We start from the raw sequence: 12640 nt of genomic DNA on the forward strand, positions 1-12640 counted from the left end.
CGATGACCGACCGGGTGCTCGCCATCGACGGCGGGAACAGCAAGACCGCGGTGCTCTTGGTCGACGCGGACGGCAAGGTGCTCGCGCAGGTGCGCGGGCCCGGCGCCCCGCCGCAGACCGTGGGCATGAAGCGCGGACTCGACGTGTTCGAGGGACTGGCACGTGAGGCCGCAGCTCAGGCGGGACTGTCCCCCGACGAGCCGATCGCCTCGCACACGTCCGCCTACCTCGCCGGGGCCGACCTGCCCCGCGAGGAGGAGGACCTGACGCGGGCGATCACCGAGCGAGGTTGGTCGAAGACCACGTTCGTCGGCAACGACACGTTCGCGCTCCTGCGGGCAGGGACCGCCGCCGCTGGGGGTGTGGCGGTCGTCTGCGGTGCAGGGATCAACGCCGTGGGTGTCGCACGCGACGGACGTACCCACCGCTTCCCCGCCCTGGGCGCGATCTCGGGTGACTGGGGTGGCGGTGGCCAGCTCGGCAACGACGCGCTGTGGCACGCCGTGCGGGCCGAGGACGGCCGCGGCAAGCCCACGCTGCTGCTCGACGCGCTGCTCGCGCACTACGGCGAGAAGTCGATCTTCAACGTCGTGGAGAAGATCCACTTCGAGGAGCTCGAGCTCGACCCGCACGCCTTGTGCCCGTTGGTCTTCCAGGTCGCGGAGCAGGGTGACGAGGTCGCGCTGGCGCAGATCGACCGCCTCATCGAGGAGATCGTCCTGCTGTCGACGGTGTCGATGCGCAAGCTCGACCTGATGAACGAGCCCGTCGACGTCGTGCTCGGCGGTGGCGTGCTCACGCACACCGGCGAGACGGTCGTGGGTCCCGTCCGTCAGCAGATCCTGGAAGCCGCACCGCTCGCCCAGGTCCGCCTGGTCGACGTCCCGCCCGTGGTGGGTGCGGCACTCCTCGGCCTCGACCACATCGGGGCCTCGCCGAGCGCGGAGCTGAGGCTGCGCTCGGCCTACAACGACCACGTTCCGGCGCCTGAGCTGGACGTGGCGGCGAGCGGCTAGCCCGCTCGCGGAACCCGTCTCAGGGGGTAGATCGGCGGCGGCGCCCCCTGAGACGGTCCCGAACCCCTTTCCGGGTGGACAAGACCGGCGGCGGCGTCTGCCCGGAAAGGCCTTACGACCCCGCAGCGACCTCACGCGCCGAGGTCGCTGCGGGGTTTTCCATTGGCGACGGAACGGGCGCGCCGGTGCGCGGGGTCACCACCGGATTGGAATGCGGTGGCGGAGTGACCGTTCCTCCGGGTGGTCCACTCAGTGCGACAGCGGCCAGCGCGGCGGCTGTGAGAAGCGCGACACCGAAGGAAAGGAACGGAAGCGGCAAATCAGAACGCACAGGTAAAAACTAGCGACACAGAAGGACGAATCCCCCGGAACAGCCTCTAGTTTCCCTCGATCGAGTGGTAAAAGAATCGTCACCCAGTGCAACAAAACCTACGATGCCGTAACCGACGGTGGCGTAACCACGGGTTCGTTGTGCATGCTAACTAGTCGCCTTCGGACGGGAGCCCGCGGGCGGTGGTCGGACAGGCACGTCGCACGGAGATAGGGGGATGTTGTGCTGCTGCGATGGAACAGTCTCGTGTCCCTGGGGGACAGCTTCACCGAGGGAATGGACGACCCGGGCCCGGGAGACACCTACGTCGGCTGGGCCGACCGGCTGGCCGGCATGATCGCCCAGCGGGCGCCGGAGTTCCGGTACGCCAACCTCGCCGTCAGAGGCAAGATGCTGCAGGAGATCATCGACGACCAGGTGTCGCTCGCGATCTCGCTCAAGCCGGACCTCGTGACGTTCTGCGGTGGTGGCAACGACATCATGCTGCCCAACAGCGACCCGGACGCGCTGGCCGAGGTCTACGAGGTGGCCGTGGCCGACCTCCGCGCCACCGGCGCCGACGTCGTGATCTTCACCGGCTTCGACACCCGGTCCACGCCCCTGCTGCGCAGCATCCGCGGCAAGGTCGCCATCTACAACACGCACCTGTGGTCGATCGCCGAGCGCTACCACTGCCGGATGGTCGACCTGTGGGCCATGCACCCGCTGCACGACCGTCGCGCGTGGAGCGCGGACCGGCTGCACCTCTCGCCGGAAGGGCACCAGCGGGTCGCTTTGAAGGCCGCCGAGGTGCTCGGGCTGATCGACGACCACTCGTGGAACGAGCCGTGGCCCGCGCTCGAACAGGCCGACTGGGTCACCCAGCGCAAGGCCGACCTGAAGTGGGCGCGCGAGCACGTGGTGCCGTGGATCGGCCGCACGCTGCGGGGCGAGTCGATGGGCGACGGCCTGGCGCCGAAGCGTCCGGAACTGCTTCCGGTCGCGCGCTGCACCGGGGAGAACTTCCAGCAGAGCCAGTGAAGGCGGAAGGCCCGACCGGCACTCTCCCCCGAATGCCGGTCGGGCCCTCCAGAAGCAGGCCGCCTTACCCCCTCGGTAATCCCCCACTCGGCAACCTGCTCGTCCAACATCCCATGCTTTGGGACCAGACGACTAAACGCTGACTAAACCTCGGACGAGAGAGTGTCCAAAGCGGCCCTCACCTCGACCGCGCGCGCCGAGTTGACCTGCGCGTACAGGCGCAGTGCCTCCGTCAATTCCGCTTGTGCAGCAACCCATTCCGCCCGCCGGAGCAGCACCCCGCCGAGCACGTGCCGCCCGAAGCCCTCCAGGTACGTCACCCCGGCGACGGCGGCCTGGTCCACGACCTGGCGGGCCAGGGTCTCGGCCTGGTCGAGCGCCCCTGCCTCGAGGTTGAGCTCGGCCAGGTTGGCGAGGCCGCGGATCAACGCCACGGTGTCGCCGGAGCGCCGGTACACCTCGACCGCGTGGGCCTGGTGCCGCAACGCCACCTCGACGTGCCCGCGGGCCTGCTCCACCTGGGCCACGTTGTTGAGCCCGTGCGCCTCGCCGACGACGTCACCGGACTGCTGCGCGAGCTGCACGGACTCCCAGAAGTGCAGCAGCGCCTCGTCGTGCAGCTGGAGCCGGAACAGCACGTCGGCGAGCTGGGCGAGGGTCAGCACCAGCAACTGGCGTTCGCCGAGCTCGGCCGCGATCCGGTGCGCACGACGCGCGTCCGGCAGCAGGACGGGCCTGCCGAGCCGGGCGTTCGTCGTGTAGGTCGTGTCCAGCATGAGGACCTGGCCGAGGCGGCTCCCCGTCACCTCGGCCGCGGCCAGACCGAACCCGACCAGCGCCACCCACTCCCCCGTGAGCGCGCGCACCGTCGCGTAGTGGTGCAACAGCCGTACGAGCTGCCACACCTGGTCGTGCAGGCCCCGTTCGGCGGACGCGTGCACGACCGCGACGATGTTGGGCCACTCCTGGTCGAACCAGTCGACCGGGTCCTCGAACGCGGGCAGCGCGGTGGAACCGTTGTCCCGCAACACGAAGTCCAGTCCGTCCCGCGCCGGCCGGAGGTAGCGGCGGACGTGGTCGCAGGCGACGAGGTAGTAGTTCACCAGGCGCCGCAACGAGTCCAGGTCCGGCCGTCCGGCGCCGCGCACGTACAGGCGCACCAACTCGTGCATCGTGAACCCGTCCGGCCACGGTTCGACCAGCAGGTTCACCCCGACGAGCTGGCCGAGCCGCGAGCGGGCCGCCTCGACCTGGGTGCGGGTCAGCGCGGCGACGGCGTGCGACGACATCCAGCGGCCGGGCGCCATGCCGACGGACTGGAAGACCTCGCCGAGCTCGTGCGGCAGGTCGCGGGTCGACAGGTCGAGCGCCCGCGACACCCCGACGCCTGCTTCGGGCAGGTCGAGGCCGCGCAACCGCTGCCCGTCGTCGGCCAGCTCCCCCACCAGCTCGTCGACCGTCCACTCGGGACTGATCACGAGCTTCGCGGCGGCCACCCGCAGCGCGAGCGGCAGTCCGCCGCAGAGTTCGGCGAGCTTCTTGGCCGCGACCGGGTCCTCCTCGGACAACGGCCTGCCGAGCACGTCGTCGACCAGCGCGCGGGCCGGTTCGTCCTCCAGCGGCCCGAGCTTGCGCACGCGGGCGCTGTTGGTGACGACGAGGCGTTCCAGCTGCGACCGCGACGTCACGACCACCACCGAACCGGAGCCCGGCGGCAGCAGTGGCTGGACCTGTTCGAACGCCGTCGCGTCGTCCAGCACGACGAGCACGCGGCGGCGGTTGAGCAGCGAGCGGTAGAGCCCGACGCGGTCCTCGACGCCGACCGGCACGCCGTCCGCCGGCACGCCCAGCGCGACCAGGAACCGGGTCAGCACCTCGCCCGGTTCCTGGTCGCCGAGCGCCGCGAACAGCACGCCGTGCGGGAACATCTCGGAGTTCTCGTGCCCCCACGTGATCGCGAGGGCGCTCTTGCCGACACCGGGCGGGCCGGTCAGCACCGTCACCGTCGTCGCCAGCAGGTTCCTGGCCGTCACGACGTTGTCGAGCCACATCAGGTCGTCGTCACGGCCGAACAGCCTCGACGCGGACGCCGGCAGCAACGCGGGCGCCACGATCCCGGCCCGTGGCGCGACGGGCCGCGACTCGACCGGTCCGATCACGCTCAACGACGGGTCGTCGCGCAGCACCTGCTCCTGCAACGCCCGCAGCTGCGGACCGGGGTCGATGCCCAGCTCGTCCCCTGCCCGGCGGTGGAACCGCTGGTAGGCCTCCAGGGCGTCGGCGCGCTGGCCCGACCTGTACAGCGCCCGCATGCTGTGCGCGACCAGGCGCTCCCGGTACGGGTACTCGGTGCAGAGACCGCGCAGCTCACCCACGAGCTCCAGGTGGCGGCCGAGTTCCAGCTCGGCGTCGATGCGTTCCTCCAGCGCCGACAGCCGCAGCTCCTCGAGGTCGGAGGTCATCGGGTCACCCGGTACGTCAGCGAGCACCGGCCCGCGCCACAGACCCAACGCCTCGCGCAACAGGCCCGCCCTGATGGCGGCGGGCTTGCCGCGGGAAGACGCCACGAGCTGCCGGGCGCGGTGCAGGTCGAGACGCCACGGATCGACGGTCAGCTGGTACCCGGTCGGCGTGGTGCGGATCGTCGCGGAGCCCGCGGGATCGGACTCCTCCAGCACCTTGCGCAGCCGCGAGACGTAGCCGTGCACGATCGTCCGCGCCGTGGCCGGAGGCGTGTCCGTCCACAGCGCGTCGACGATCTGATCTATGGAGACGGGTCGGTTCGCCTCCACGACCAGCATGGCGAGCAGTCCTCGCATGCCGCGGCGGCCGAGCTGCACGAGCCGTCCGTCCGCGAGCACCTGGAGTGGACCGAGCACGCCGAACTCGAGTCCGGTTTTGCTCCGCATGCCCCTCCTCAGGTGCGCTGACCTCGTCACTTCAGAAGGTGCGCAAGCCCGTGTCTCAGATACAAGTTCGGCCCGAGTTCGCGGGACGCTACTGTTCACACGTGCCGCGAGACAGGAATTCCGTGGTGGACCGCGGCGCCGGGTGCCTCCTCGGCGGCGCTCTCGGTGATGCGCTGGGAGCGCCCGTGCAGTACCTCGGCTGGGCCGACATCCAGCGAGAACACGGCCCCGAGGGCGTGCTGGGCCCGCCCAAGCCCGCGCTGTTCACCGACGACACCCAGCTGACCCTCTTCACCGCCGACGGCTATCTGCGCGCCTGGGTGCGCGGCAAGCGGACCGGCGAGTGGGAACCGTCCCAGATGGTCTGGCACAGCTACCGCCGGTGGCTCGTCACCCAGCAGCAACCGGCCCCCGAACACGGCTCCGTCGGCCTGCTCGCCGACGAGCGCCTGTACGAGAGCCGGTCGCCGGGCCTCACGTGCCTGCGTGCTCTGGCCGCCGAGACACCGTCCACTCCGGAGAACCCGCACAACGAGTCATCCGGCTGCAACGGCGTCACCCGCACCGCCCCGGCCGGCTTCGCGCCTTCGGCGGCGATCGCCTACGACCTCGGGTGCCGGTTCGCCGCGCTGACGCACGGCGGCACGGGTGGCTGGGTGTCCGGTGGCGCGCTGGCGTTGCTGATCCACCTGCTGGCCGTGAAGGCGCGGCCGTTGCGTGAGGCGATCGACCAGGTCATCGGCCGGGTTCTGCGCGATGACACGTACACGGCGACGGTGCTGACCAGGGCCGTGGTGCTCGCGGAGGAGCACGACGGGTCGGCACCGGTGCGCGTCGACCGGTTGGGCAGCGGGTGGACCGGGCCGGAGGCGCTGGCCATCGCGGTCTACACCGTGCTGACGCACCCGAAGCCGTCGCAGTTCGTGGACGCGATGCGGGCCTCGGCCAACCACTCCGGCGGCAGCGACGCCACTGCGGCGTTGACCGGGAACGTGCTCGGCGCGCTGCACGGCACGGACGCGCTGCCCCGGGACTGGCTGATGGGGCTGGAGATGGTGGACGTGCTGGACGCGATGGGCCGCGACCTCGGCATGTCCGCGGTGAACCTGGACTTCAACGAGGACCGCTACGCGTGAGGACGTTTCGTCCAATCTCGGCTGCGAGATTGGACGAAACATCCAGTGTTCGCAGGTCAGCTCGGCTTTGTAGCGTCGGCGCACCACCCCGCCGCGTCAGGAGCCCCTCATGGCCGAGCCACCTTCGCTGACCCAGGTAGAGACGAACGGCATCGAGCGGATCCCGGACGCCGAGCGGACCGCGAAGCCGCTCGACCTGTTCCGGCTCGCGTTCGGCGGCGCCAACACGTTCTCGACATGTGTGCTCGGCGCGTTCCCGATCCTCTTCGGACTCTCGTTCTGGCAGGGGCTCGCCGCGACGCTGCTGGGCGTGCTTGCCGGCGCGTTGATCCTCTGCCCGATGGCGATCTTCGGTCCGGTCAACGGCACCAACAACGCCGTGTCGTCGTCGGCGCACCTCGGTGTGCACGGCCGGGTGGTCGGTTCGTTCCTGTCGTTGCTCACGGCGGTGGCGTTCTTCTCGCTCGCTGTCTGGAGTTCCGGAGACGCGCTGGTCGGCGGCGCGAACCGGCTGTTCGGTCTGCCTCGGAGCGGACTCGCCTACGCGGCGGCGTACGCGATCTTCGCCGGGCTCGTGCTGGTCGTGTGCACGTACGGGTTCCGCTTCATGCTGTTCGTCAACAAGATCGCGGTCGTCTCGGCGACGCTGCTGTTCGTGCTGGGCGCGATCGCGTTCGCGGGCGACTTCGACCCGTCGTACGCGGGGATGTTGCCGAGCGACGACATGTTCTGGCCGGCGTTCATCGGGTCGGCGTTGATCGTGCTGTCGAACCCGGTGTCGTTCGGCGCCTTCCTCGGGGACTGGTCGCGGTACATCCCGGCTGACACCCCGCACCGCCGGGTCGTGGCGGCCGCGTTCCTGTCACAGGTCGCGACACTCGTGCCGTTCCTCTTCGGGCTCGCGACGGCCAGCATCATCGCCACGAAGGCACCGTCCTACCTGGACCCGGCGACCCAGGACTTCGTCGGCGGGCTTCTCGCGATCGCGCCGCAGTGGTTCTTCCTGCCGGTGTGCCTGCTCGCGCTGATCGGCGGCATGTCCACCGGCACGACCGCGCTCTACGGCACCGGCCTGGACTTCTCCTCGGTCTTCCCCCGGCTGTCGCGGGTGCAGGCCACGGTGCTGGTGGGCACGCTCGCGATCGTGTTCATCTTCATCGGGCGCTTCGGGTTCGACCTGGTGCGCAGCATTTCGACGTTCGCGACGCTGATCATCACGTGCACCGTGCCGTGGATGGTCGTGATGATGCTCGGGCTGTTCACCCGGCGCGGCTGGTACGACCCGGAGGCGTTGCAGGTCTTCAACCGGCGGCAGCGCGGTGGCCGCTACTGGTTCCGGCACGGCTGGAACTGGCGGGGCATGACGGCGTGGTGGGTCGCGGCGCTCGTGGGCGTGCTGTTCACCAACATCCCCGGGCAGTTCGTCGGGCCGCTCGGGGACGTCGCCGGCGGCGTGGACGTCAGCCTGCCGTTGTCGATCGGGGTGGCCGCGATCCTGTTCCTGGTGCTGCTGTTCGTGTTCCCCGAACCGCGCGCGGTCTACGGGCCGGACGGGCCGCGGCTGGTGCCCGCCGTCGACGTGGAAGTCCCGCCCATCACCGGAAACAGGAACAGCCCGGCGGAGAGCGCTCCCGAATTCGCTCAACGACGGGCTGTTCCGCACGAGTAGTTGGTCAACAGCAGGCCGGGTCTTGCCCCGAGCGCGAGTTCCGATCCAGCTCTTGATCAACGAGAAACGTGCCCCGGAGTCAAAGCTCCGTTGGGCGGGCATGTTAACAGATGTGTACGGGAAGTCCAGGGCTCGAGTACACCTGACGATCTTCGTCGACGATGAAGACCTCGCAGCCCTCCTGCTCCGCCGCCCACTCGATGCCGTCCCTGCCCAGCGCAAACGCTGCTGTGGCAGTGGTATCCGCGATCGCGAGGTCGTCGGAGAAAACTGTGACCGAAAGAATCCCCGTGACCGGCTCGCCGGTGCGGCCGTCGAGGATGTGCTGCCCGCGTTCGTACAACGCTGACGTGGCAACAGCTCCGTTGCGGACGCCGAGCACGACCGACAGCTGGTCGGCGAGGTCGGGATGCCGAACGCCCACGCGCCAAGGCTTTCCGGGTTCCGGCTCGCCGGACACCACCACGTCGCCGCCGGCGTTCACGCAGAACGACGTGGCACCGCCGTCGCGGAGCATGTCCGCGGCCCGTTGCACGGCCCAGCCCTTCACGACGGCACACGGGTCGAGGCCGCGGCCGGGGACCCGTGCGGTGAAGGCGCCGCCGGTGGACTGCTCGTACCAGTCGCACAGCGAGAGGACCTCGACCAGGTCCGGGGTGAGCTCATCCCTGGTGAGCTCACCCCGGTCCAGCCGGGACACCTCGCTGTCCGGCTTGAACGGCGAGAACTGGGCGTCCGCCGCGCGCAGCCAGGCGAACGCCTCCTCGGCCAGTGCGGCGTCCCCGTCACGCAGGTCCACCGAGATCGGCAGGCCCATGATGTGCTCGACGCGCCGCACGGACACGCTTACTTCGCCCCGTCGAGGGCGGCCTGCAACGACTGCCTGTAGCCCTCGGAGGTCGCGGTCGCGCCGGAGACCGTGTCGATGTCCGCGCTCTGGGCCTTCAGCGCCGACTGCTTGAGCAGGGGCAGCGCCATCCTGGTCGGGTCGGAGTTGGGAGCCCGCAACGCCTTCACGTCCACGATCTTGGTGCCCTGCAACGTCACCTGCACCTGGACGGTGCCCTCGGACGTGTTGACCGCGGGGCCGGCCACGGTGCGGTTCTGCTGCTGTTGCTGGGTTTGCGGGGTGCTGCCGGTCGTCTTGGGCGCGGAGCCGGTCGTCTTCGGTGCGGACCCGGTGGTCTGCGGCGCGGTGGTGGTCGCCGGCGGAACGGTCTGCTGTTCCTGCGCGGGCGGGGCCGCGACCTCGTTGATCTCACCCTCGTGCGCCGCGCCGGGCGAGTAGAGCCAGACCGGAACGAGACCGGCCACGCTGAGCACCGCTACGGGAATTGCCCACTTCACGTCGTCGAACCCCTTCAGTTGGCCAGCGCGAAGCGCTCGGCGTGGATCTGGTTGGCGGGCACGCCCAGCTCGTCCAGGCTCTTGATCACCGCACCGGTCATGCCGCCGGGGCCGCAGATGAACACGTCGCGGTCCTGCACGTCCGGGACCAGCGCGATGATGTTCTCCGGGCCGAGCAACGGGCCGTTGGCGGTGATGGTCTTGGACGACCCGGTGACCAGGCGCAGCACCGCGCCCTTGGCCCTGGCGAGGCCTTCGAGCTCGCGCAGCAGCACGGCCTCGCGCGGGTCGCTGACCCGGTAGAGCACCACGACGTGGCCGCGGATCTCCTCCAGCAGCGCGCGCACCGGCGTGACGCCGACGCCACCCGCGACGAGCAGCGCGTTGGGCCTGGTCTGGTGCATGGTCGTGAAGGCGCCGTACGGGCCCTCGGCGAACACGCGGGTGCCGACCTTGACGTTGCGGACGTCGGCGCTGCCGGTGCCCAGGGCCTTCGCGGTGAGGCGCAGGTACTTGCCGTTCGGCGCCGCGGACAGCGAGAACGGGTTGGCCTGCCACCAGCGGTCCTTGGTCACGAAGCGCCAGAGGAAGAACTGGCCGGCGCGAGCGTTGAGCTGGTCCAGGTCCTTGCCCTCGATGTAGACCGACACGACGTTCGGCGCCTCCGGCACGACGGCCGCGACCCGGAACTGGTGCTTCCAGTTGCGGTAGAGCGGCAGGATCACCCGTCCGGCGAGGACGGACCCGAGCGCGAACGCCCACAGGCCCCACCAGTAGCCGGTCGCGAGCGCCGACTTGCGGAACGTGCTGCCCACCGCGACCTGGTGCGAGAACGCCAGGAAGATCGCCACGTAGGTGTAGAGGTGGATGAAGTGCCAGGTCTCGTAGGCGAGCTTGCGGCGCGCGAACCGGGCCGAGACGATGCCGACGATCATGATGATCGCCCACGCCACCAGGGCGCGGAGGATGCCTTCGAGCTCGGTCGCCTGCCGGACGACCTCGGCGATCGGGCCCTCGTCACCGGCGTTGCCGAACGCGATGAAGACCAGGTGGCCGATCAGCAGCCAGAAGATCGAGAAGCCCACCCAGCGGTGCCAGCCGGTGAGCTTGTCCATGCCGAGGCGGCGGTCGAGCCACGGCAGCCGCGCCACCAGGAGCAGCTGGAACGCCATGGCGAGCGCCCCGTAGAGCCCGGCGAGCCGGCCGAAGTTGATCAGCTTGTTGGACCCCACACCGGCCGCGTTGAACAGGTACGTCACGAAGGCCGCGTTGGCGAGGAGGAACACGTACAGGCCGGCTTTGGCCAGCACCTTGTGCGGCGTCGCGCGACCGGCCGGAGCCTGTCTCGCGGTGTGCTGCAGGGTGGTCGTCACGGCGGGCTCCTCGGTCGGGCGGTCTCTGTCGGTCGGTGTCGATCCTCAGCTGTCGAGCTGTGGCTCCCCTTTGCACGCGCTGTCGAGTTCCTGTCGATCGAGCGCGAGGGCCACGGGGTGACGCACCATGAGCACGTGGACAAGGGGAACTCGGTTCGATTGCTCGTCGTAGATGACGAGCCGCACATCGCTGACCTGGTCGCGACGGTCGCCCGGTACGAGGGCTGGCAGGCCGCGACGGCGCTCAACGGCGAGGACGCGTTGAGAGAGGCAGCCGAGTTCCAGCCGGACATCGTCGTGCTCGACCTCATGCTGCCTGACCTGGACGGATTCACCGTTCTCGATCGAATGCGAGCGGCCGGCGCGATGGTCCCGGTGGTCTTCCTGACGGCCCGCGACGGCACCGCGGACAGGGTGGCGGGACTCACCCGGGGCGGCGACGACTACCTCGTGAAACCTTTTTCGGTCGAGGAGCTGATGGCCCGGTTGAGGGCCGTGCTGCGCCGCTCGACCGGTCCGTCGTGGAAGCGGTCGGTGCTGAAGGTGTCCGATCTGGTGATGGACGAGGACACCCGCGAGGTCCGTCGCGGCGGCAAGCTCGTGACGCTCACGCCGACCGAGTACGAGCTGCTGCGGTACCTGATGCGGCGCTCACCGGCCGTGCTGACCAAGGCGCAGATCCTCGACCACGTGTGGGAGTACGACTTCGGCGGCCGTTCGAACGTCGTCGAGCTCGTGATCTCGCACCTGCGCCGCAAGCTCGACGACGGCCGCGAGCCGTTGATCCACACCGTGCGCGGTGTGGGGTACGTGCTCCGCCGAGCAGCAGAGTGAGTTCGGCGATGAAGTTCCGCGTGAAGCCGGTCCGCGACTGGCGGCTCGGCACCCGCCTCGCCCTGGGCCTCGGCGCGCTGGCGCTGACGGTGTTCGCGATCGTCGGCTGGGTCATGGTCACGTCGATGAAGGACTTCCTCGACCGCCGCCTGGACGACCAGATGATCATCAGCCAGCAGGGTTCGGTCAAGGAGCTGGAGTACTACGGCAAGATCACCAAGATCCCACCGGACTGGTTCGCCGTCGTCTACAAGATCGAGGACGGCGACCTCCAGCCGCAACCGGGCGACCAGCTGCCGCCCGATGGCGAGCGCGGGGACTTCGACGCCCTCGCCAGGAAGGCGCTGGTCGCCGACGAGTTCGAGACCGAGTACCTGCGCGACGAGGGCAAGTTCCGGTTGCGCGCGTGCCAGGTCATCAAGGACGAGTACATCGTCGTCAGCGCGGCCCCGATGCACGACCGCGACGGCACGATCTCGCAGCTCGTCACGGTCGGCGTGATCGCGTTCCTGGCGGCGCTGGTGGCGTTGGTCGTGGGCGGTCAGGCGTTGATCCGCAAGGGCATGCAGCCGTTGTCGGACATGGCCGACACCGCGCACGACATCTCGTCGCACGACCTGACCGACTCGGGCGACCTGAAGATGCGCGTGGACAGCAGCGGCGGTGGCGTGGAGGTCGAGGAGCTGCGCGAGGCGTTCAACAAGATGCTCGCGCACATCGACTCTTCCTTGGCCGCACGCACAGCCGCAGAGCAACGCCTGCGCCGGTTCATCGCCGACGCCTCACACGAGCTGAGGACGCCCCTCACGTCGTTGCGCGGCTACGCGGACCTCTTCAAGTACGCGGCCGCCAACGAACCCGGCGAACGCGAGAAGCACCTGGAGAAGCTGCGGTCCGAGGCGTCGCGCATGAGCGTGCTGCTCGACGACCTCCTGCTGCTGGCCCGCCTGGACTCCGCCGAGTCCGAACCGCCGTTGCGGCCGGAGGAGATGGACCTCTCGGTGG

10 protein-coding genes are annotated in these 12640 nt (G+C 69.7%); 6 read left to right on the forward strand and 4 right to left on the reverse strand.

The genetic code is table 11. From position 1 onward, the window contains the following. Window positions 1–2 precede the first annotated feature (2 nt). Both ACFWNN_RS27825 and ACFWNN_RS27830 read left to right on the forward strand, forming a co-directional pair. On the forward strand, window positions 3–1016 hold the full coding sequence (locus tag ACFWNN_RS27825; protein WP_382442872.1) for an N-acetylglucosamine kinase: 1014 nt from the start codon (window positions 3–5) through the stop codon (window positions 1014–1016). 577 nt (window positions 1017–1593) lie between these two features. Next, complete coding sequence (locus ACFWNN_RS27830) at window positions 1594–2367, forward strand: SGNH/GDSL hydrolase family protein (protein WP_382442873.1); 774 nt, start codon at window positions 1594–1596, stop codon at window positions 2365–2367. 143 nt (window positions 2368–2510) lie between these two features. Here ACFWNN_RS27830 and ACFWNN_RS27835 read toward each other — a convergent pair whose 3' ends face one another. After that, complete coding sequence (locus ACFWNN_RS27835) at window positions 2511–5276, reverse strand: BTAD domain-containing putative transcriptional regulator (RefSeq protein WP_382442874.1); 2766 nt, start codon at window positions 5274–5276, stop codon at window positions 2511–2513. A 101-nt stretch (window positions 5277–5377) separates the two neighbouring features. Between ACFWNN_RS27835 and ACFWNN_RS27840 the strand changes: the two genes are divergently transcribed. Then, window positions 5378–6412 (forward strand): ADP-ribosylglycohydrolase family protein, encoded by a 1035-nt coding sequence (locus ACFWNN_RS27840; RefSeq protein ID WP_382442875.1) that lies wholly within the window; start codon window positions 5378–5380, stop codon window positions 6410–6412. Between the two features lie 109 nt (window positions 6413–6521). Then, window positions 6522–8081: a purine-cytosine permease family protein gene (locus ACFWNN_RS27845; RefSeq protein WP_382442876.1), complete on the forward strand. Its 1560-nt coding sequence runs from the start codon at window positions 6522–6524 to the stop codon at window positions 8079–8081. 103 nt (window positions 8082–8184) lie between these two features. Here the strand turns inward: ACFWNN_RS27845 and ACFWNN_RS27850 are convergent, their stop codons facing one another. From ACFWNN_RS27850 to ACFWNN_RS27860, 3 genes are read right to left on the reverse strand one after another with little or no spacing between them, the layout of a single operon-like run. Then, window positions 8185–8925 (reverse strand): FAD:protein FMN transferase, encoded by a 741-nt coding sequence (locus tag ACFWNN_RS27850; RefSeq protein ID WP_382442877.1) that lies wholly within the window; start codon window positions 8923–8925, stop codon window positions 8185–8187. Between the two features lie 2 nt (window positions 8926–8927). After that, window positions 8928–9428, reverse strand: a complete 501-nt coding sequence (locus tag ACFWNN_RS27855; RefSeq protein WP_382442878.1) for an FMN-binding protein — start codon at window positions 9426–9428, stop codon at window positions 8928–8930. Between the two features lie 14 nt (window positions 9429–9442). After that, window positions 9443–10801 (reverse strand): ferric reductase-like transmembrane domain-containing protein, encoded by a 1359-nt coding sequence (locus ACFWNN_RS27860; RefSeq protein WP_382442879.1) that lies wholly within the window; start codon window positions 10799–10801, stop codon window positions 9443–9445. A gap of 135 nt (window positions 10802–10936) precedes the next feature. Here ACFWNN_RS27860 and ACFWNN_RS27865 point away from each other — a divergent pair, with 135 nt between their 5' ends. Then, window positions 10937–11635, forward strand: coding sequence for a response regulator transcription factor (locus ACFWNN_RS27865; RefSeq protein WP_198680521.1), 699 nt, complete (start codon window positions 10937–10939; stop codon window positions 11633–11635). An 8-nt stretch (window positions 11636–11643) separates the two neighbouring features. Then, window positions 11644–12640 (forward strand): histidine kinase dimerization/phospho-acceptor domain-containing protein (locus ACFWNN_RS27870; RefSeq protein ID WP_382442880.1); only part of this gene is annotated, 997 nt, incomplete at its 3' end.

Source organism: Lentzea sp. NPDC058450 (genome assembly GCF_042721395.1).
Taxonomy (GTDB): Bacteria; Actinomycetota; Actinomycetes; order Mycobacteriales; family Pseudonocardiaceae; genus Lentzea.

Excerpts from the sequence above, each read along its gene's own strand:
- ACFWNN_RS27825 (WP_382442872.1), top strand. The coding sequence starts at position 3 with ATGACCGACCGGGTGCTCGCCATCGACGGCGGGAACAGCAAGACCGCG.
- ACFWNN_RS27835 (WP_382442874.1), bottom strand. The coding sequence starts at position 5,276 with ATGCGGAGCAAAACCGGACTCGAGTTCGGCGTGCTCGGTCCACTCCAG.
- ACFWNN_RS27845 (WP_382442876.1), top strand. The coding sequence starts at position 6,522 with ATGGCCGAGCCACCTTCGCTGACCCAGGTAGAGACGAACGGCATCGAG.